Origin of the sequence: Pantoea rodasii, assembly GCF_002095465.1 — a bacterium.
Classification (GTDB): domain Bacteria; phylum Pseudomonadota; class Gammaproteobacteria; order Enterobacterales; family Enterobacteriaceae; genus Pantoea; species Pantoea rodasii.
On the sequence record NZ_MLFP01000003.1, the window covers coordinates 408,742 to 429,494 of the forward strand.

General features: G+C 52.6%; 18 protein-coding genes and 3 pseudogenes. 7 read left to right on the forward strand and 14 right to left on the reverse strand.

The features are described 5' to 3' along the window. Positions 1-93: 93 nt before the first annotated feature. Both HA45_RS06395 and HA45_RS06400 read left to right on the forward strand, forming a co-directional pair. Positions 94-1,269 carry an efflux RND transporter periplasmic adaptor subunit gene (locus tag HA45_RS06395; protein ID WP_100703704.1) on the forward strand — a complete coding sequence of 392 codons (1,176 nt, stop codon included), beginning with the start codon at positions 94-96 and terminating at the stop codon, positions 1,267-1,269. Continuing rightward, positions 1,266-3,200 carry a MacB family efflux pump subunit gene (locus HA45_RS06400; RefSeq protein WP_100703703.1) on the forward strand — a complete coding sequence of 645 codons (1,935 nt, stop codon included), beginning with the start codon at positions 1,266-1,268 and terminating at the stop codon, positions 3,198-3,200. The genes HA45_RS06395 and HA45_RS06400 overlap by 4 nt, the downstream gene beginning before the upstream one ends. A gap of 41 nt (positions 3,201-3,241) precedes the next feature. On the opposite strand, the gene HA45_RS06405 is transcribed toward HA45_RS06400, so the two are convergent. Continuing rightward, positions 3,242-4,069 carry a MurR/RpiR family transcriptional regulator gene (locus tag HA45_RS06405; RefSeq protein ID WP_100703702.1) on the reverse strand — a complete coding sequence of 276 codons (828 nt, stop codon included), beginning with the start codon at positions 4,067-4,069 and terminating at the stop codon, positions 3,242-3,244. Between the two features lie 174 nt (positions 4,070-4,243). On the opposite strand from HA45_RS06405, the pseudogene HA45_RS06410 reads away from it, so the two are divergent. Both HA45_RS06410 and HA45_RS06415 read left to right on the forward strand, forming a co-directional pair. Continuing rightward, positions 4,244-5,801, forward strand: a pseudogene (locus HA45_RS06410) (maltose/glucose-specific PTS transporter subunit IIC). Then, a complete protein-coding gene (locus HA45_RS06415) occupies positions 5,798-6,487 on the forward strand; it encodes an N-acetylmannosamine-6-phosphate 2-epimerase (RefSeq protein WP_100703700.1) in 690 nt (229 codons plus the stop codon). The pseudogene HA45_RS06410 and the gene HA45_RS06415 overlap by 4 nt, the downstream one beginning before the upstream one ends. 71 nt (positions 6,488-6,558) lie before the next feature. Here HA45_RS06415 and HA45_RS06420 read toward each other — a convergent pair whose 3' ends face one another. The 4 genes from HA45_RS06420 to HA45_RS28020 form a co-directional block, all read right to left on the reverse strand. Next, on the reverse strand, positions 6,559-6,774 hold the full coding sequence (locus tag HA45_RS06420) for a YdgH/BhsA/McbA-like domain containing protein (protein ID WP_100703699.1): 216 nt from the start codon (positions 6,772-6,774) through the stop codon (positions 6,559-6,561). 343 nt (positions 6,775-7,117) lie between these two features. Next, a complete protein-coding gene (locus HA45_RS06425) occupies positions 7,118-7,429 on the reverse strand; it encodes a cupin domain-containing protein (RefSeq protein ID WP_100703697.1) in 312 nt (103 codons plus the stop codon). 97 nt (positions 7,430-7,526) lie between these two features. Continuing rightward, a complete protein-coding gene (locus tag HA45_RS28015; RefSeq protein WP_244563410.1) occupies positions 7,527-8,060 on the reverse strand; it encodes an MFS transporter in 534 nt (177 codons plus the stop codon). 56 nt (positions 8,061-8,116) lie between these two features. Next, entirely contained in the window at positions 8,117-8,644 is a 528-nt protein-coding gene (locus tag HA45_RS28020) for an MFS transporter (protein WP_244563411.1), read from the reverse strand. A gap of 135 nt (positions 8,645-8,779) precedes the next feature. On the opposite strand from HA45_RS28020, the gene HA45_RS06435 reads away from it, so the two are divergent. After that, entirely contained in the window at positions 8,780-9,529 is a 750-nt protein-coding gene (locus HA45_RS06435; protein WP_100703695.1) for an IclR family transcriptional regulator, read from the forward strand. Positions 9,530-9,587: 58 nt separating this feature from the next. Here the strand turns inward: HA45_RS06435 and HA45_RS06440 are convergent, their stop codons facing one another. The 5 genes and pseudogenes from HA45_RS06440 to HA45_RS06455 all read right to left on the reverse strand — a co-directional run bounded on the left by HA45_RS06440 (position 9,588) and on the right by HA45_RS06455 (position 12,706). After that, positions 9,588-9,803 carry a YdgH/BhsA/McbA-like domain containing protein gene (locus HA45_RS06440; RefSeq protein ID WP_034829897.1) on the reverse strand — a complete coding sequence of 72 codons (216 nt, stop codon included), beginning with the start codon at positions 9,801-9,803 and terminating at the stop codon, positions 9,588-9,590. Positions 9,804-9,911: 108 nt separating this feature from the next. Next, complete coding sequence (locus HA45_RS27470) at positions 9,912-10,064, reverse strand: hypothetical protein (RefSeq protein ID WP_167390588.1); 153 nt, start codon at positions 10,062-10,064, stop codon at positions 9,912-9,914. Positions 10,065-10,156: 92 nt separating this feature from the next. Then, positions 10,157-10,373: pseudogene (locus HA45_RS06445) on the reverse strand (YdgH/BhsA/McbA-like domain containing protein). Positions 10,374-10,499: 126 nt separating this feature from the next. Then, a complete protein-coding gene (locus HA45_RS06450) occupies positions 10,500-11,393 on the reverse strand; it encodes a dihydrodipicolinate synthase family protein (RefSeq protein ID WP_100703693.1) in 894 nt (297 codons plus the stop codon). A 221-nt stretch (positions 11,394-11,614) separates the two neighbouring features. Further along, positions 11,615-12,706: a YncE family protein gene (locus tag HA45_RS06455; RefSeq protein WP_100703692.1), complete on the reverse strand. Its 1,092-nt coding sequence runs from the start codon at positions 12,704-12,706 to the stop codon at positions 11,615-11,617. Positions 12,707-13,154: 448 nt separating this feature from the next. On the opposite strand from HA45_RS06455, the pseudogene fhuE reads away from it, so the two are divergent. Beyond that, positions 13,155-15,331 (forward strand): annotated as a pseudogene (gene fhuE / locus HA45_RS06460) (ferric-rhodotorulic acid/ferric-coprogen receptor FhuE). A 41-nt stretch (positions 15,332-15,372) separates the two neighbouring features. On the opposite strand, the gene HA45_RS06465 reads toward fhuE, so the two are convergent. Together HA45_RS06465 and HA45_RS06470 are read right to left on the reverse strand one after the other, a co-directional pair. Beyond that, complete coding sequence (locus HA45_RS06465; protein WP_100703690.1) at positions 15,373-15,924, reverse strand: C40 family peptidase; 552 nt, start codon at positions 15,922-15,924, stop codon at positions 15,373-15,375. A gap of 264 nt (positions 15,925-16,188) precedes the next feature. After that, entirely contained in the window at positions 16,189-17,706 is a 1,518-nt protein-coding gene (locus HA45_RS06470) for an MDR family MFS transporter (protein WP_100703689.1), read from the reverse strand. A 79-nt stretch (positions 17,707-17,785) separates the two neighbouring features. Here HA45_RS06470 and HA45_RS06475 point away from each other — a divergent pair, with 79 nt between their 5' ends. Then, a complete protein-coding gene (locus HA45_RS06475) occupies positions 17,786-18,451 on the forward strand; it encodes a TetR/AcrR family transcriptional regulator (RefSeq protein ID WP_100703688.1) in 666 nt (221 codons plus the stop codon). A gap of 137 nt (positions 18,452-18,588) precedes the next feature. Here the strand turns inward: HA45_RS06475 and HA45_RS06480 are convergent, their stop codons facing one another. Together HA45_RS06480 and HA45_RS06485 are read right to left on the reverse strand one after the other, a co-directional pair. After that, the gene (locus tag HA45_RS06480; RefSeq protein WP_100703687.1) at positions 18,589-19,677 is read right to left on the reverse strand and encodes an ABC transporter ATP-binding protein; all 1,089 of its coding nucleotides are present in this window, start codon (positions 19,675-19,677) and stop codon (positions 18,589-18,591) included. 7 nt (positions 19,678-19,684) lie between these two features. Further along, positions 19,685-20,749, reverse strand: a complete 1,065-nt coding sequence (locus tag HA45_RS06485) for an extracellular solute-binding protein (RefSeq protein WP_100703686.1) — start codon at positions 20,747-20,749, stop codon at positions 19,685-19,687. Positions 20,750-20,753: the final 4 nt, after the last annotated feature.

The following is a 20,753-nucleotide window of genomic DNA, read 5'->3' on the forward strand; positions in this document are numbered from 1 at the left end:
CAACGTGCGCAGTTTAGTGCGGGAATCCTGACGAATTTTCTCCTGTTTGTTGCATTTAGTGATTACTATTCTCCCTTCATTAAAGGGATGCTTATGTTGAATACCGCTAAAAAACGGCTTTTAGTCGCGCTTGTTATTTTTGTCGTCATTATTCTGGTCTGGGCCTACCGCAGCGCACAACCAAAACCGAATCCGCTGGTCACTGCCGAAGTGCGTCAAGGCAACATTGAAAACGTCATCGCCGCGACCGGAAAAATGGATGCCATTGAACGCGTGAACGTCGGTGCACAGGTGTCGGGCCAGGTGAAAAAGCTGTATATCAAAGCAGGCGATAACGTCACTAAAGGCGAATTGATTGCGGAGATTGACGATCAGCCGCAGCGCAGCGATCTACGCAATGCACAGGCCGCCTTAAGCGTGGCTCAGGCGGATCTGGAAACGCGCGAAGCTGCGCTGGTGCGACAGGATGCGCAGTTCAAACGTCTACAGGCGATGATCAAAGCCAATCTGGTATCACGTCAGGATTATGATGAATCGGCTGAAGCCTGGAGTACCGCACGCGCCGAACTCACGGCACAAAAGGCGCGCGTCATCCAGGCACAGATTGAGGTTGATAAGAAGCAACTGGATCTGAGCTATACCCGTATCATGGCGCCGATGGACGGCACGGTTATTGCCATCGTCACCAAGCAAGGTCAAACGGTCAACGCTGCGCAAAGTGCCCCGACCATCGCCAAACTGGCACAGCTCGATACCATGACCATTAAGGTGCAAATCTCCGAAGCGGATATCAACAACATCAAACCCGGCCAGCAGGCCTGGTTCACCACCTTCGGCAATCCTGATAAGCGCTACAACGCCACACTGCGCAGCATCGAACTGGCCCCGGAATCGGTGATGAAAGATGATGCGTTGATGGGCAACAGTGAAAGTACACCGAGCAGTGGTACCAATGCCGCGATTTATTACAATGCCCTGCTGGATGTGCCTAATCCGGATAACGCCCTGCGTATCTCCATGACCGCACAGGTCAATCTGCTACGTGACACCGCTAAAGATGCGCTGTTGATTCCGGTGCAGGCGACCAAAAAACAGCCGGATGGCAAAACTTACGTAGAAATGGTGGGTACAGACCATCAGCCAGAAAAACGCTTCATTACCACCGGCATCACCGACAGCGTTGATATTCAGGTTCTCAGCGGACTGAAAGCCGGTGAAAAAGTGATTCTCGCTACCCAGGCGGTGGGTGCGGACAAGGTGGTGATGTGAGCATTATCGAACTGAAAAACATTCAGCGCAGCTATGTTAACGGTTCACAATCATTGCATGTGCTAAAAAACATTAACCTGCAGATCGCCAGTGGTGAAATGGTGGCGATCATCGGTCCTTCCGGTTCCGGCAAATCGACCCTGTTGAATATACTGGGCTGTCTCGATGCTGCCGACAGCGGTGAGTATTTTATCAGTGGGCAAAATACCGCCTCACTGTCGCCCGATGCCCTGGCGAAAGTGCGCCGCGAACACATCGGCTTTATCTTCCAGCGTTATCACCTGATGCCGGATCTCACCGCGCTGAGTAATGTCGAGATTCCAGCGATTTATGCCAATCTGCAGGGCCACTCGCGCCGCGAACGTGCTGCTCAGCTGCTGGAGCGACTGGGACTGAAAGGGCGAGAACATCATAAGCCGGGCGAGCTTTCCGGTGGTCAGCAGCAGCGTGTCAGTATTGCACGCGCGTTGATCAACGGCGCGGAGATTATCCTCGCCGATGAACCCACTGGCGCATTGGATTCGCACTCCGGTGAAGAAGTGTTAAGCATCCTGCACGACCTCAATCGCGAAGGTCATACCGTCATTATCGTCACCCACGATATGAAAGTCGCGCAGCACGCCGACCGCATTATTGAGATTCAGGATGGCGAGATCTTCGCTGACAGCGGCCGCCAGCAAGATGGCGCCCGTGCGCTTTACACCCCAGTGGCGCGTAAAAGTCAGAGCAAGCTGCGGGGTTTTATTGATCGCCTGCGCGAATCGATGCGCATGGCGCTTAATGCCATGAACACCCATCGCTTGCGCACTGCGCTAACCATGACCGGCATTATCTTTGGCATCGCCGCCGTGGTCACCGTGGTGGCACTCGGTCAAGGGGCGCGCGAAAAGACGCTGGAAAGTATTTCCGGCCTCGGGACGAACGTGGTGTCGATTTATGCCGGCAGTGATTTTGCCGAGGATGACGCACACCCGATACTGACGCTCGTGATGGCCGATGCGGATGTGATTGCGCGTCAACAGTTTGTCGATAAGGTTAGCCCGGAACTGCTTTCAACGCAGCCTATCCGCTATCTGGCGAATTCCTCAAAAGCGTCGGTATCCGGCGTGGGTAAAGATTACTTTGAGATTCAGGGCATCAAACTCACCGAAGGCAGTAACTTCAGTGATGAACGTCATGCGCGACAAGAGATCATCATTGATACCAATACGCGAAATAAGTTGTTCGCTGCGCATGAGAATCCAATCGGTAAAATGATCGTGTTGGGTTCTGTGCCGGTGCGGGTGATTGGTGTGGCGCATGAAGATAACGGCATTTCGCCTAACCGCCTTACGGTATGGCTTCCGTGGAGCACCATGATGTACCGCATCAGCGGGCAAACAGCGCTGACCAGTATCAGCATCAAGCTCAAAGATGATGTGGTCAGCGGCCCAGCGGTAGAATCACTTACACAGTTATTGACCGCGCGTCACGGCACGAAAGACTTCCTGATGTTCAACCGCGACAAATATCGTAAGGCGATCGAAGGCGCGGCAGCCACGCTGACATTATTGATTTTAATGGTGGCGTCGATTGCGTTGATGATTGGCAGTATCGGGGTGATGAACATCATGCTGGTGTCTGTCACCGAGCGCACCCACGAAATCGGTGTGCGCATGGCGGTGGGCGCACGGCGTGGCGATATCATGCAGCAATTTATGATTGAAGCGGTGCTGGTGTGTTTAGTGGGCGGTTCGCTGGGGGTAGCACTCTCATTGGTGATCGGTCCGCTGATTAGCCTGCTGGCCGGCGGCGTGTTAACCGCTATCTACTCCTGGGAATCCGCGGGCGCGGCGTTTGCCTGTTCCACCATCATCGGCATGATTTTTGGTTATCTGCCTGCGCGCAAAGCCGCCCGAATGGATCCGGTGGCGGCGCTAGCAAGCGAGTAATGAAGACCTATTCTGGTGCAATTCGGGCACAGGAGTAACCGTCAGATCAGCATCGGCAACGTGGCGCTGGCCGTTTGCTGACTGGCCGTTGCGTAATGCGCATCGTGCGTCATCAGTTCACCCATCAGCACTTCCACCAGCAACATCGCCCCGACTTTACCGCTGAGCGTACCCGCATTCAGCGGGCCTTCAGGGCGTGCCGCCACCAGCAGCAGGTCCGCCAGACTGCCCATCGGACTGCGCAAGGTGTTACTTAACATCAACACGCGCGCCTGCCGCTTCTTCGCCACGTTAACCACATGCATGAGATCTTTAGTGGATCCGGATGCGGAGATCGCAATCACCCAGTCACCTTCGCCTAACGTGGAAGCGTTCATCGCGGCGCGATGCATATCACCAAATAGCTGTGCCGATTTGCCCAGTCGCAACAGACGATAGTGCAAATATTCGCCGGTGATGGCACTGGCTGCCACACCATAGATCTGAATAGAACGCGCCTGATGCAACGCGGCACCCGCTTGTTGTAATACTTCACGATTGATGAATTTACCGGTATCGCGCAGCGCCTGCACTGACTCTTCAACCAACGCGTCTACCGGATCTCCCGTCGCTGGCAACGTTGGCTGGCTCTGTTGGACATCCAGCGCCAGCGCCATTTTAAATTCGGTATAGCCTTTGCAGCTCAGATTCCGGCATAAGCGAGTCACGCTGGCTTCGCTGGTGTCCGTCTCTTTTGCCAACTCAGTAATGGTGAGATACAACACTCTCTGCGGTTCGGTAAGGATGAAGTCGCCCAGCTTTTGCAGCGCTGGACTGTAGCCCGGCAGCCCCTGCCGCAGATGAAGCAAAATATTTCCGTTGTCCGTCATCACATTCCTCCATTACCCAATATTGATGGCGCTTAGTGTGCGTAATGCCCCTGCTTTGTGCCAGAAGAATTGATTATAAGTGAAAGCTATCACACTAACGGTAGTAATTTTCATCCAATGAAGTAGATTGTGGTAATAATTTTTACCACAACAACACTTCGGGGATAAAAATTTATGTCAATGTTCAGTGGAGCCTCTTCCGGAGGCTGGTTCGAAAAGGCGCAGCGTTTCGGCAAGTCGTTTATGTTGCCGATTGCCATTTTACCCGCCGCCGGTCTGTTGCTTGGCGTGGGTGGCGCGTTGTCCAATCCCAATACCGTTAAGGCCTACCCATTCCTGGATATCGCCTGGCTACAAGGGGTGTTCACCATCATGGCCAGTGCGGGCTCGGTGGTGTTTGCCAACCTCGCCGTGCTGTTTGCGGTGGGTGTGGCGGTAGGATTAGCCAAAAGCGATAAGGGCACGGCGGGGCTGGCATCACTGCTCGCCTATCTGGTGATGAACGCCACCATCAATGCGCTACTGACGTTGACTGGTGTGCTGGCCAGCAGCAACCTGAGCGCCGTGGGCCAGGGCATGGCACTGGGCATTCAGACGCTGGAAACCGGCGTGTTCGGTGGTGTGGTGATTGGACTGGTCACGGCATTGCTGCATAACAAGTACAACAAAATCGCCCTGCCGCAATTTCTTGGATTCTTTGGTGGCTCACGCTTCGTGCCTATCATCAGCTCATTTGTGGCGATTATCGTTGGCGCTGCGATGACCATCGTCTGGCCCCACTTCCAAAAAGTCATTTTTGGCATGGGCAGCTTAGTCGATGCCACAGGCTATTTGGGCACCTTTATTTATGGCTTCGTACTGCGCATGTTGGGCCCGTTCGGTTTGCATCACATCTTTTATCTGCCGTTCTGGACTACCGCGTTAGGCGGCAGCGAGATGATCAATGGTCATCTGGTTGAAGGTACTCAGCGCATCTTCTTTGCTCAATTGGCCGATCCCAATACGCAGCAGTTCTATCTGGGGACCGCACGGTTTATGTCGGGTCGCTTCATCACCATGATGTTCGGGCTAATCGGCGCCTGCCTCGCGATGTATCACACAGCTAAACCAGAGAACCGCAAGCGCGTTGCCGGTCTGCTGCTGTCGGCCGCGCTGACCTCATTCCTGACCGGCATCACCGAACCGATTGAGTTTTCCTTCTTGTTTGTCGCCCCGGTGCTGTATGTGATCCACGCAGTGTTTGATGGCCTGGCCTTTATGATTGCTCACATCTTGCACATCACTATTGGTCAAACGTTTTTCCGGTGGGCTGATTGATTTCATCCTGTTCGGGGTGTTGCAGGGAGAAGCTAAAACGCACTGGATTTATGTGCCAATGGTCGGCGTGCCATGGTTCCTGCTGTATTACTTCACCTTCCGTCTGCTGATTACACGCTTCAATTTTAAAACCCCGGGCCGTGAAGATGTCAGCATCGATACGCTGCCAATGGCCGCAGGCGAACGCCCTTTGCAAGTGATCGAAGCGCTTGGCGGTAAAGACAATATTGCTGAACTTGACTGCTGTGCGACCCGTTTGCGCATCACGCTGCACGACAGTTCTAAACTGAATGAAGCCGCATTGAAAGCCACGGGCGCCCGCGCGGTGATCCAACGTGGCAAAGGCGTGCAGGTGATCTATGGCCCGCACGTCACCATCATCAAAAATGAAGTTGAGGAGTTACTCGCGCTATGAAAGCAACCATGCTGGAGCATATTCAGGGAAAACTGGTGGTCTCTTGCCAGGCATTGGAAGATGAGCCGCTGCACAGCCCTTACATCATGTCGCGGATGGCGTTAGCCGCCATGCAAGGCGGTGCGGCGGCAATCCGCGCCAACAGCCTGGTTGATGTGCAGCAGATTAAGCAAACCGTCGATTTGCCGATCATTGCTATCATCAAACGGGATTACCCTGGCAGCGACGTCTATATCACCGCGACGTTGAAAGAAGTGGATGAATTAATGGCAGCGAGTCCGGCGATGATTGCGCTGGATGCCACGCAACATCAACGTCCTGGCGAAATGCAGTTACCACAATTGGTGGCGGCGATTCGACAGCGTTATCCGCAATTACTGCTGATGGCCGATATCGCCACGCTGGATGAAGCACAGCAGGCTGCGGCGTTGGGATTTGATTGTGTGGGTACCACGCTGCACGGCTACACAACAGAGACGCAAGGCGCTTACCTGCCGGCCAATGACTTTCATTTCTTACGTGAGGTTTTGGCAACGGTGAAGGTGCCAGTGATTGCGGAAGGCAATGTTGAAACACCGGAAATGGCAGCGCAGTGTTTAAAGCTGGGTGCACATGCGGTAGTGGTTGGGGGTGCGATTACTCGCCCTCAGCAAATTACGCAGCGTTTTGTGGACGCCATTCGCTAAAGTGTTTTTGCGGATGATACAAATAGCAAAGCCGCCCGGAGGCGGCCTTAACGCTGTAGCATAACCCGGACTTATTTATACAGTTCTGCAGTCATGTGTACGCGGTTATTGGTGTTCGCTTCAGTGATTTTGTACTGTGCGCCCTGCTGCTGAGCAACGGCTGCAACTTTGGCTTCTGCACCGTCCAGAGTTGAAGACTCTACAGAAACGCTCTGTGCGAAACTTGCAGCAGACATCAGTGAAAGAGCAGCAGCGGCGGCGATGGTCAGTGTTTTGATGGTTTTCATGGTCATATTCCTTTGGGTTGTGAGTGAAGGCTGTGTGCCTTCGATGGAAACAATAATACCTCACGTTACCATCACCATATTAACTATTAGTGCGATCATGATGATCCAGCTAATCGTACCGCCAATTACTGTCACTGCAACTGTCATAATGATCAGGATGTTATCCACATTTCAGGTGAAAAGAGTCCTGGCTAACCTGTGGATAAATCTCCCCTTCCCGCCCGCCATGCCCGCTGACCACAGGCGGCTACTTTTCGTACGAAACATCATGCAATAACGTCAAAGAACAGCGGATGATGAGGCTTGCCGCTTTAACGCCTGGTCAGTTTCAGCTCACGAGCCTTCACACCGAGTCATCCTTCTCGACCACCAGCACGCGCGCAGCACCCTGAGGATGGGCCACATGTTCAGTCCCCACGCTGGCAAAGAAGATATCACCAACATTCAACATGACTTTCTGCACATCACCTTGCTCACGGTAATGCATCTCAACGATGCCATCTAACACCACAAACACTTCTTCGCCATCATTGATGTGCCAGCGATAGGGTTTATCCGTCCAGTGCAGTCTGACGCTGGTGCCATTGAAATTAGCGATATCCAAAGCATCCCATGCCTTCTCTGGCGTGAAATTTTTACTGATGATAGTTTTCATGCGCGACCTTAATCAATGAAATTACGCATAATATTAACCCTAAGCGTCGGGGTATTTAGGACATCTGTCGGCCTTTTCAGGCCAGATTAACGCGTCACTACGGCGAATTTACGCATGGCAAAATATTCATCACGGCCAATATTGCTGCAGCGATAAAGGTCATCGCCATATCACCCGGAATGTAGGCCATAAATGCTGCAAGAAATTGACCGGCAAAAATAGCCATGGATAGCCGCGCCAGTTGACGACCGCGTTCTTTCGGCTGGCTGATTTCCACGGTCATATGATTCACCAGCGGGACCGAGAGACCAAATCCCATGCCTAACAAGATGCCACCGGGTAAACACAGCATCATGTCTGGTGCGGCAGCAAACTCCAGATGCGCGAGGACATAACAGATAAACGCCATAATCAGCGTGGGATATGAACCAAATTGCAGCGCAACATGCGGCATCAACGCAGCGGCCAGCACCGCCACCAGCGAGACGAATGACAGGAAATAGCCAATATGGGCGGCATCAACGCCCAGCGCGGCGAAGCGTTGTGGCAGCATGATGATGGCAGTAAAAAAACACATCATGGAACAAATAGCCGCCAGCAACACCGGACGCAATGTCCGATCGCTACTCATGGCATCGTCCTTAATCACGCTCGTGGCGATTGGCTGTTGTCGGCGTGGGATAAAGATTACCACCAACACCAGCAGCAGCCAGGAAAAAGATACAGTGCATAGGGATAGCGCCAACTAAAGGAAGCCAGGATCCCGCCTATAAATAAAAACACCACCCCACCGAGTTCAATGGCCATGCCCTGACGCGCCATCATTTTAAGTCTGGCCTCAGCCTGATAAAAACGGGCGATCAGGCTGGTTCCTGCGGACATCACGATGGCTGTCGTCGCGCCCAGTAGTATCCGGTCAATAATTTGCAACGTCGCCCCAGGCAACCAGGCGCCAGCAAAACCCAAGCCGCCATAGCAAAAAAGACCCACCAGTAGCATGGGATAGTCACCCACACGGTCTATCGCTCGGCCAGCCAAAGGGCCCGCCACAACCACACCCAGCGCAGGCAGCGTCACCAGCCAATTTGCCAAATGTGAAACGCCGAGTTGCGCGGCAATAACACTCAAACCCGGCACGATGACACATCCCACCATAATGGTCAGGCAACTCACTGCCAATAACGTCATTGCACCCGCAGGCTTCAATACAGTCATAAATTCACCTATCCGTATAATGGTATTTATATCCACATATCGGACAGAAGTGTTGAGCCAATCGCGTGTATTGTCAATCGCTACCGGGCATCGTGGTATAGTGGCGAACGGATAAATCGATGAAGTGGATAAAGAATGGTTGCAGATACTGAAGCTAACGGTTCACAGGTTATTGCACGTGCAGCTATTATATTGCGCGCGTTGGAAAATCGCCCCGCCGGTTTGTCGATGTCTGAGCTGGCGAAATCGACTGCGCTACCGCGTACGACGGTGCATCGATTAGTCACATCTTTGATAGCGCAGCAGTTGCTGATTCAGGATAGTGAGGGGATTAAGCTTGGCCCTGCGCTGGCAAGACTCGCCGCCTCAGCCCATACCGATATTATTGCCCTTGCCCAGCCCGCGATGGAGACATTGGGCCGTCGCACTCGCGAAACGGTGGATCTGTGTGTCTGGCGTGGCAGCCACACGGTTTTAGTCAGCCAATACGCTTCGGATCAAGAGTTACGCGTTGTTTCCCCCATTAGCACCGCTTTTCCTTCCCATTGTGCCGCCCATGGCAAAGCCTTGTTAGCGGAACAACCGGCAGAGATCTTATCGGCATTACTGCCGCAGCTGAACGAAGTGCGCACCCAGCAAACATTGCAGGATCGTCAGCTTTTGCTGGCAGCCATAGAGCGGGTGGGTCTGGAAGGTTATGCAATTGATCGGGAGGAACATGCGCGGGGCGTTTGTGGCGTGAGTGTTGCCCTGCGTACCGGGCCGGGTGAGCGTTATGCGCTGGCCTTAGCCGTACCGGCATTACGTTTTGATGAGCAGTTTCCCCATTTACTGGCTGCGTTGATGCAGGCAAGAGCAGAAATCGAGACGCTGGTGGCGCGCTGAGTAACAAAAACAGCAAAGCCGCCCGAAGGCGGCCTTAACGCAACAATATCAACAGGACTTATTTATACAATTCTGCTGTCATGTGCACACGGTTGTTCGTGTTGGCTTCAGTAATTTTATACTGCGCGCCTTGCTCCTGAGCAACAGCGGCAACTTTGGCTTCTGCACCATCAAGCGTTGAAGACTCTACAGAAATGCTCTGTGCAAAGCTGGCAGCAGACATCAGTGAAAGAGCGGCAGCAGCGGCGATGGTCAATGTTTTAATGGTTTTCATGGTCATATTCCTTTGGGTTGTGATTGAAGGCTGTGTGCCTTCGATGAAACAATAATAACCTAAGTTATCGTTACTATATTAACTATTAGTGCGATAATGGTGATCGTGCTAATTACTTGTTGCCAGCAGGCTGCGTACGGTCGAAATAAAGTGTGGCCACTGATGGAAACGTATCACCGGCATGTGCGCATGACGCTGCGTGCGCAGCGCTTCAACAAATGCGCTGGCTTGCTGAACGATCGGGTCATGATTCTGATTCATGCTGTTGTCTCCTGTGCATTACGCCTCTAAACGGAAAAGACCGCCCCGTGGGGCGGCCTGTCCCGGCACTTCCGTATGCAACCATCCGATACTTATTTGTACAATTCTGCGGTCATGTGCACGACGTTGCCGTTGCTGGCTTCAATAATTTTGTATTGTTCGTTCTGTTGATGCGCCTGAGCAGCAATTTTTTGCTTCGGCTCCATCCAGAGTCAGGGAGGTTGCTGAAACAGTTTGTGCAAAGCTTGCAGCAGACATCAGTGAAAGAGCGGCAACAGCGGCGATTGACATTGCTTTAATGGTTTTCATGGTCATATTCCTTGGTTTGTTTGATGAGAAGGCTGTGTGCCTTCGATGGAAGTGATAATAACCAGTAAACTATATCCATATTAACTATTAGTGCGATCATTATGTTCGCACTAATAGTTAATTAACCTAAGACAGACCCAACGTTTCAATCACCTGCTGCACCTCACGCTGATCGCTGGCGGATAAGGCACGCAGCGGGCGCGGTAAACTGTGCTCGCCCGCCAGGCCTAAGATCGCGGCTGCCGCAGCCATCACTCGAATGCTGCCACCGTGCTTACGGAACAGTGCCCAGAGCGGCTCAAGCCTCAGCGATTGCTCGGCCACCGCGGTTACGTCACCTGACTTGGCGGCCTGGGTAAGCGATTTCGCGGTGTGGGGGAAAAGTCCGCCGCACACCGAGTACCAAACATCGCATCCCGCAATCAAACCGTTCCCTGCTGAGGCATCACCACTGACACCAATGCTGATATGAGCGGGTAACACCGCACGCAGGTTGAGTACGCGCTGAGTAGCAGCGTTGATCTCAGCGGGAACGCCGGGGATTTTGATGGAAACAATATTTGGAAGCGCAGCGATACGTGCGTAGAGCGCATCTGAGAATTCGGTATGGGTGGTGCCAGGATTGTCATACACGCAAATCGGCGAGGAAACACGCTGTGCCACCTCCTCAAACAATCCATACACTTCTGCTTCAGTCAGCCTTTGGTAAGCAACAGCAGGTAGCAGTAACGCCTTCGCGCCTGCCCGCTGTGCGTCATCCGCCAGACGTAAGACTTCGTCCGTGCTGGTTGCGCCGATACTCACCATGACGGGAATGCCGTCTGCATGCTCAACGGCTAATGTCGCCACGCGTTTGCGTTGTTCGCGGGTGAGATAGGCATAGCTACCGGTGGAACCGAGTACGCCGAGCGAGTCGACTTTGGCAGTGGTTAATCGCGCGAGTAAAGATAGAAAGGCTTTTTCATCGATACCTGAAGAGGTGAACGGGGTAAGCGGGAACGCACTGAGACCTGAAAACATAGCCAGCTCCTGTTGGATAGCGTAAAAAAACATCTTAGCAACGGCTAGCTATTTGTCATAGGACAAAAATTTGATGTTTTTCATGATATAGCTTTCCAAACTTCACCAATATCAATCTGGACTCAATCCTGAGCATATTGCTGAGTAAAATTTGGGAGAGGCTTGAAAGTAGCACAAAAAAAATGCCCTCAGCAGAGGGCATCTTTTACTTCATAACAAACTTACTTCAGCGCAATACGCACGATCTCGTCAGAACCTTTGGTTGAAGAGTCTTTATTGAACTCAGCCTTCAGGGTCACGTAAAGGGTATTGTTGTCCGGGCCAATCAGCAGGCTGTTTGGATTCTTCTCAAACGACCAGCTGTTTTTCACTGCGTAAGTGGTGGCATCCAACTGTAGCACTTTCTTCGATTCGCGCTGGCTGATGAACAGCTCATTACGTTTTGCATCGAACTTAATGCCCAGCGAATCGCCTTCAATACGCTTGATCACTTTGCCAGTGCGCTCATCAAACACCAGAGTAGCTTTGCCTTTTGAATCATCAGTCACGAACAGGCGGCCGGTAGACGGATCTTCTGCCATGTTCAGGAACAGATATTCTTTGCCATCACCTGCTGTCCAGCGCTTCTCAATTTTGTGCGTGCGTGGGTTGATCACCAGAATTTCACCCGAACCGTTGGCCGCATAAATGCGCTCGGTCACTGGAGAATAGATAATACCGGTTACCCATTTACCGGCATTCTTGATCTCGGTTTTCAGCTTAAAAGTTTTGGTATCCACCACGGAGATGTAACCCGGATCGGCCACACGGCCCACATACAGTTCGTTGCCGTGCCACAGCACTTCACGTGCGCCCGCCGGGTAACCTTCTTTGCTGATTTTGCCTGGGAATACCAGGCGCTGCAGCACTTTACCGCTCTGCGCATCGACTTTAGAGATTGCGCCGTCCAGTGAGTTGGTGGTGTAGAACACGCTGCCTTGCTCATCAATCGCGGTACCGAAGTTTTTCAGATCGGTATGGGTTTCGCCTTTGGTCGCCAGCGTGGCCGGGTCGAGGCGATAGATCACTCCACCATTCACATCTTTGAACGCCTGCGCACTGGCAACAAACAACGCTTTTGAGGCCGGTGAATACACCATTTCATACAGACCATCGCCCAGGGCGCGTTGCGTCACTGCGGTATCAACCGGTTTAACCGTTTCAGCGGCAGGGGCTTCGGCTTTCTTAGCAGGCGCCTGACAAGCGGTCAGGCTAAATGCAGCGGCGATCGCCATGGCAACGGTGGCTTTACGCGGACTAAACAACGATTTCATGCTGAACTCCATCAATGGATGAACGGCTCCGTTCCGATCAATGCCGGGCGGAAGAATATAAGAAGAATGAGAATCATACGCATTAACAGGGAGTAAGCAAATATTCAGGTGGATTTAAGTGCTGCCTTCCCCACTTTTCCAAATTCTTTTCAGCTCTTGTCAGACGTCATTTAACCAAAAAGTAGCCAAAATCGCCCCCAATAAATGTGAAAACACCAGTAATTAGCCGGGTATTAATCGCTCTATCATTATGATTTATAGCATGTTTACATATGATTACACTTCAAATTGAATCCTTTGAGGATTCTATAAAGCAAATGATTATCATTGGCGTTCTCATACAAGATTAGCAGCGTATTCCCTGCTCTTTTGCAATGGAATGACGAGGCCTCAGCATTAAGACCCGGCGTAACCGCCTTATAAAAAATTATTTATTACGGAATCAATTATGTCTTTAAACGGCAGGGAATCAGGCATTCGGAAAACGTTCAGCGTCTCGTTACTGGCACTGGCGGTGCATGCGCTTCTCAATCCAGCGTTAGTGCAAGCAGCGGATAATGCGCAACAGGATCTGGTGGTCAACGCCTCCACTGATGACAGCGGCAGTGATAACGATAAACAGGATTACGCCGTCAAAACCACGCGTGCAGGCACCAAACTGCTGTTAACGCCGCGCGACGTGCCGCAATCAGTCAGTGTCGTGACGCAACAGCGTATGCAGGACCAGCAGCTACAAACCGTGACCGACGTGCTGAATAACACCACCGGCATTACCAGTAATCTGGTGGATTCTGAACGCTCGGAATATTATTCACGCGGATTTAAAATCACTAACTTCACTTATGATGGCATCCCAACCTCCGTAGGCGACAGCTGGAACTACGGTGATGCGGCCTCAGATACCGCCATTTATGATCGTATTGAAGTGGTACGCGGCGCCACCGGTTTGATGACCGGCGCGGGCAGCCCTTCCGCTTCCGTCAACATGGTGCGCAAACACGCTGATAGCAAAGACTTCACCGGTTCAGTCAGCGCAGCTATGGTAGCTGGGACAAACAACGTTACGTCGCTGACATTGCGGGACCGCTCAACAGCGAGGGGTCTTTACGTGGACGCGTCGTGACCGGCTATCAGGACCAGGACAGTTGGTTAGACCGCTATCATAAAAACAAGAAGTTCCTGTATGGCGTTGTCGATGCGGATATCACTGAGCACACCACGCTTTCACTGGGTTACGACTATGAAAAAGCGGATACGCGCGATCCCACCTGGGGCGGCATTCCTGTTTTCTATAGCAACGGGTCATTGACGCATTACAACCGCAGCCTGAACTCTGCGGCTGACTGGACCTACTACCACACCGAAGTGCAGAAAGTGTATGCCGACCTGGTACACAACTTCGACAATGGCTGGAGTTTCCATGTCAACGGCACCCATGCCAAAAATACCTTCAGCGATAAGCTGATGAGTCTCTACAGTGCATTCCCTGATGAAACAACCGGCGAAGGCGTCACCGGTTACGGCAGTCTGGATCGCGGTAAGCGTGAGCAAACCTCCGTAGATGGTTATGCCAGTGGACCGTTTGAGCTGCTCGGTCGTCAGCATCAGTTAATGGCCGGTGTGAGTTACAGCCGTCAACATAACCAAACTTATAGCCAGGACGGCGTCACCGATCTGGATGAGTACGATATTACCGCTGCGGATATGGGCGCTTTCAACAACAGCTGGAATGGCAATATCGCCGAGCCCCAGTGGCAAGGTTGGTATCTGAACGCCAATGACGTTATCCGTCAGAAATCGGCTTATACCGCGGCACGTTTCTCATTGGCCGATCCGTTGTCATTGATCATCGGAGCACGCTACACCGAGTGGAGCACCAACGGTAGCAGCGGCAACATGACCAAAAATAACACCACGCCGTATGCAGGCCTGGTGTATGACATCAACGATACCTGGTCAGCGTATGCCAACTACACCTCGATTTTCCAGCCGCAAACCTACCGCGACAGCTCGGGCCATTATCTTTCGCCGGTGACTGGAAAAAGCTACGAAACGGGTTTGAAATCGGCTTGGTATGATGGTCGTTTGACTGCCACCTTCGCGATATTCCGCATTCAGCAGGAGAACGTGGGTACGGAAGAGAACGGCGTTTACGTGAACAACAGCAGTGAGCAGGCTTACACCGCCACCAAAGGCGCGCGCAGCAAAGGTGCCGAGTTCGAGCTGAACGGTGCGGTGACTGACAATCTGCAGTTAACCTTCGGTGCAACGCGCTATGTCGCCCGTGATTCCGATGGCCGTTACAACTCAGACCAACCGCAAACTCAGTTTAAATTGTTCACCCGTTATCAGGTTCCCATGTTGCCTGACCTGACCATCGGCGGCGGCGTTAACTGGCAGAACCGTGTGTTTGAAGATGTCAGCGCCCCGGATGGCAGCACGCAGCGCGTTTATCAGGGCAGCTATCCACTGGCTAACCTGTTTGCCCGCTATCAGGTGACCAAACAAGTGGCGGTGCAGGCTAACGTCGATAACTTATTCGACCGCGAGTACTACACCTATATGAACAACTATGTATATGGCGAGCCGCGAAACTTCTCTGTTAGCGTGTCATATCAGTTCTGATAAAAAAAATCCCCGGTGCTAAGCCGGGGATTTTCTCTGCATCACACCTTATTTTTATAATTAAAGCTGATCTGCGAATTCTGTTCACGCGGTAGACGCCGCGCCTCTAAATACACCGATTTCCAATACGGATTATTCAATGACGACCGCATCACGCCCTGGCTAACCGAAGCGTGGAGGAATTGATGATCGGTATCGTAAAAGCCAACGTGTAACTCACGTTTGATGCGAAAGAACACCAAATCACCGGGTTGCAGGTGCGCCTTATCAACAGGCTGCCCCATGGCAATTAACTCACGGGTGGTGACGCGGTCCATCGGAATATTGAAACGATCTTTCAATGTGCGCCAGACAAAACCTGAACAATCCACACCGTTTAATTGCGTGCCGCCCCACTGATATTTAGTGCCTTCCCATGAATGCATTTGATCGTGTAATGCTGCAATCACGGGAATCAAATCGGGTTGCTGGCCGCCATCGGCTGAAGCATCGACGCTCTCTTCCGCAGGTGCATGGGAAGATTTTGAAGAGCAACCTGCCAGGGTAATAACGAACAGGCAGGCGAAAAATTTGCTGGCCGCAGAATTGATCATGAGATGACGTTTTCGCTGAGGGAGACAGTGGTTAGAGATTTATACCGCATAAAAGTTGCAAAAATAAATAGCTCAGCGCTGAATTCTTTTAATCCTCTTCTTTTTTACCTAAGTTTACGCAAAGGTAACATCATGTATTTGGGATAAAAATTATATATTCTTTCGCCAATTTTCGCTGTGGCGGTTATTAATTCGACCAACTCTGCTGCTATTTCATTCCACTCCGGCGTCAGCGCGTGCCGGAGTGGAAATGGTTTGTCGGATTTATTGTTTCGCTTTCGTGCGCAGCGGTGACTCTGGCAGGAACAGAGACAGGACAAATGCCAGCAACATCACTACGGCCGCCATCTGGAATGCCGCATGAACCGCATCGCTGAATACCTGCAAATAGGCCTGTTGCACATCTGGCGGTAGACGATGCACGGCATTGGGATCCAGTGTGGCAGGCAGCGCGTCGCCTTTTTCCACCAGTGTGACCAGTCCTGATTTCAGCACCTGGCTGAATACGGCACCAAACAGCGCCACGCCAATCGAACCGCCCACCGAGCGGAACAGCGTGACGGATGACGTGGCAACGCCAATACGATCCGGCGAAACGGTGTTCTGCACCGCCAGTACCAGCACTTGCATCACCATGCCCATGCCCATACCGAGCACGCAAGCGTATAAATAGATGTGCCACAGCGGTGAATCAAGCGTCAGCGTAGTGAGTAGCGCCATTCCAACAGTTGCCAGCAAGGTTCCGGCTATCGGGAACAGTCGGTAACGTCCGGTGCGACTGATAATGCGCCCACTCGCAATGGAGGTGATCAGTAATCCCCCCATCAGCGGCAATAATTGCAGCCCGGCTTCAGTCGGCGTCGAGCCTTTCACAACTTGTAAATACAGCGGCAAAAAGGTCACGCTGCCAAACAGCGACATCCCAATGATAAACGCCATCAAACTGGAGAGTGAAAAACTGCGATTGCGAAACAGCGAGAGCGGAATAATCGGTTCCCACGCACGGCGTTCTTCATAAATAAAACCGATCACGCCGACCAGGCCAAATGCCAGGATGCACCACAGCACCGGATCGCTCCACTCACGCAGCGTTCCGCCCTCACTGGTGAAGAGCGTAATACCGACCAAAGCCAGACTCAGACAAACCGCGCCTGGATAATCAATCTCGTGCGGCTTGCGTTTATTATCCGCCTTAAACACGGCGTTGATCACCACTAGCGCAAATAAGCCCAGCGGCAGGTTGATATAGAATATCCAGCGCCATGAAGCGTGCTGCACAATAAAGCCGCCGAGCAAGGGACCAATCACCGTTGCCAGGCCAAATACGCCGCCAAACAACCCCTGGTATTTCCCGCGCTCGGCCGGGGGGATAATATCCGCCACCGCCGCCATACTCACCACCATCAATCCCCCGCCGCCTAAGCCTTGCAGGGCACGGGTAAAGATCAGCTGCTCCATATTTTGCGCCAGCCCACACAGTGCTGAGCCAATCAGGAACAAAATGACGGAGATTTGCAGCACCGTTTTACGGCCAAACAGGTCACCGAATTTACCGTATAGCGGCACCACAATGGTGGAAGCCAGCATGTACGCCGTGACGATCCACGACAGACGATCCAGCCCGCCCAGCTCACCGACAATGGTGGGCAGCGCAGTAGACACAATGGTCTGGTCAAGCGCGGACAGCAGCATCACCAGCATCAACGCGCCCATCAGCAAGCGGACAGAAGGTGGACTCTCTTCCCCACTGCCTGATGACGGCACTAACGTTTTAGATTTCATATCAGACACCAATTGAAATTAATTAAATACACAATTAATATTGTTCTCAGTCTGACATGAAACCAGTGAGCGCGTAAAGATGACCGCACAAAAAGTCCCTGATGATGAGAAATCCACTCACGACAAACCACGTCGCCCCGGGCGACCGCGTGGAGGTGCGATTACCGCACAACAGCGCGAGCATTTGCTGGATATCACGCTGGCGCTTTACGCCGAGAGCGGCATCGCTGAAACCTCACTCAATGCGATTGCGCGTAAAGCGGGCGTCAGTCCGGCGATGCTCAATTACTATTTTCAGTCGCGTGAATCTTTGCTGGATGTGGTGGTTGAAGAGCGTTTTTTGCCGTTACGCCAACGTCTTGAAGCCCACTTTGACCATGAAAGCAGCGACCCGGTCGCAACGTTCAGTGGGTTCATTCGGGAAATTGCCGACATAGTGATGAGCAACGATTGGTTCGCTCAACTGTGGATGCAAGAAGTGACCGGCGGTTCACACGGTTTGGGGCAACATATCAAAGCGCGCTACGGGCATGCCGGACGCGATAAAGTCAGAGCAATCATGGTGCGCTGGCAGCAGCAGGGATTGCTTAATGCCGAACTGAATCCAGATTTGTTGATGACCTCGATCCTCAGCATGATTCTGGTGCCCTTCTCGCGCTTTGCCAATGAGCCGGAATTTAATACTGAAATCATTGTGCAGCATACGTTGAGCCTGTTCTGCCAGGGTATTCGCCCGGTCAGTTAGCCCAAAACATCTCGCTTCGAGGATCGGGCCGCGTGAAGGCGGAGCCCTTCAAATCGCGTCCTGACTCTTGCCAGCATTAGCGCGGCGCCAATCCGCCCGGAGCGTACCTTGTTACGATCCGGGCGGATCAATCGCTTTCACCCATGCACAACATGATTGCTTTCACTGCTCCACTGCGCCAGCACCCGGTCGCCCGGTGCAAAGCTTTGCGGTTCGGCTTCGCCTTGCGTTTGTTTCCACGCCATCAAGGTGTCGCCATTCGGCAGACGCAGGTTGTAATGCAGCATATAACCGCGATACACCACCTGAGCCACTTCTGCGGCCGTTGCATTACAGGCAGCCGCGTCTAAAGGCACCGTCAGCGGCGACAATCTTACGGCTTCAGGCCGCACTGTCACCGTGGCATGGCCTTGCAACTCACCGTCCACCAGTAATCGCATGCCTCCTTCCGTCTGCAACTCGCTGCGGCCATTTTGCTGCTGCACGACCTTAGCAGGCAGGAAATTCGATGCACCGATAAAGCCAGCAACAAATGCGGTGGCCGGTTTTTGGTAAATCTGCGCCGCGCTCGCGACCTGTTCCAGCTTTCCACCCTGCATCACCGCAATCTGATCGGCCATGGTCAGCGCTTCATCCTGATCATGTGTCACCATGATGGTGGTCAGACCCAAACGCTGCTGCAATTGGCGAATTTCCAGTTGCATACTCTCGCGCAGGCTTTTGTCCAGCGCACCTAGCGGCTCGTCCAGCAGCAGCATATCCGGTTCTATCACCAGCGCGCGCGCCAGAGAAACACGCTGCTGCTGGCCACCGGATAGCTGCGCCGGTAAACGATCGCGGTAGCTTTTGAGCTGGACCATATCGAGCGCTTTTGCCACCCGGTCGCCGTATTCGCTGCGCGACTGACCGCGCATTTTCAGGCCAAATGCCACGTTCTCCTCGACCGTCATATGCGGAAACAAGGCGTAATTCTGGAAGAGCAGACCGATATTACGTCGATGTACCGCCGTTTCCAGAATCGAGCGACCGCCAACCAAAATATCACCGGATGTCGGCGTCACCAGGCCTGCCACCATGCGCAAGCAGGTGGTTTTACCGCAGCCGCTCGGCCCTAGCAGCGCAAGGATCTCGCCCGCATTGACCGTCAGTGACACCTTCTCCACTGCCACGGTTTTGCCGTAATGCTTGCTGAGATTATCCAGGCGGACTTCATAGGATCGCTGCATAAGGACCTCAAGCGTTAAAAGTTTGGTTGTAACGTTCCAGTAACTCAGCGCGTCGTGGAATGATGTAGGTCCAGTCCGGTGTGAACAGCTTCAGTTGCTGCATCTTCTCTTCTGGATACGCGAGGTATTTCAGCGTGGCTTCATCAAAGGTGATACCGCGCACCGTCGGTGCACTTAGCGTGACTTCAGCCAACATTTTCTGCACGTCGGCATCCAGCAAACGGTTAATCCATGCCAGCCCCAGTTCGCGTTGTGGTGCCCCTTTCACTAACGCCAACCCGTTAATGCCGGTAAACGCGCCCTCTTTCGGGAAAGTCATGTCGAGAGGAATGCCTTTTTTAGTATGTGGATAGATAGCTTTCGAATATTCAATGCCACCCACCATCGCCTGGCCCTGCGCCACCATCATCACCTGTGCTTCGCCGTCATAAACCGTCATCACGTTATTTTTAAGCTCAGCCAGTTTGTCCCAGCCTTTATCGATGTCGTACTGCGCTTCTTGTAACGGTTTGCCGGTAGCCAGCGCTGCAGCCACAATCAACATCAAAATGCTTTGGGTATTTTTGGGCGTGTTAAGAATCATTTGATGTGCAAACTGCGGCGTGAAAATCTCGTTGTAACTTTCAATCGGTTTAGTCATTTGTGGGTTGATAAACAATCCCGCCATGGAAACCGAGAAACCTACGCCGTGGCGATCGCTCAACAGATAGCGATCAAAGACATTTGTCAGGTTAGGGATGCCTTCCGCTGGCAGCGGTTCGATCAGGTTTTCCGCTTTGGCTTGAGGCACCCCGATATCGTCCATCGACATCACACTGAATACCGGTTTTGCCTTGGTGGCCCGCAGTGCGGCAATATTTGCCAGCGTTGCACCCTCGGTGGTCAGCACTTTGCAGTTGTGCTCCTTCTCAAACGCTGGCAGCACCTTCTGTTTGATTAGCGCACCTTGCGCCGAGTTGTACACGCCCACTTGCAGCACCCGATCGGCAGCATTGGCTTTCACCTGGATATACGGCAGCAGCGCGGCGCCCGCCACCGCTTTAATAAAGGTACGGCGTTTCATAGCACTCATAGAA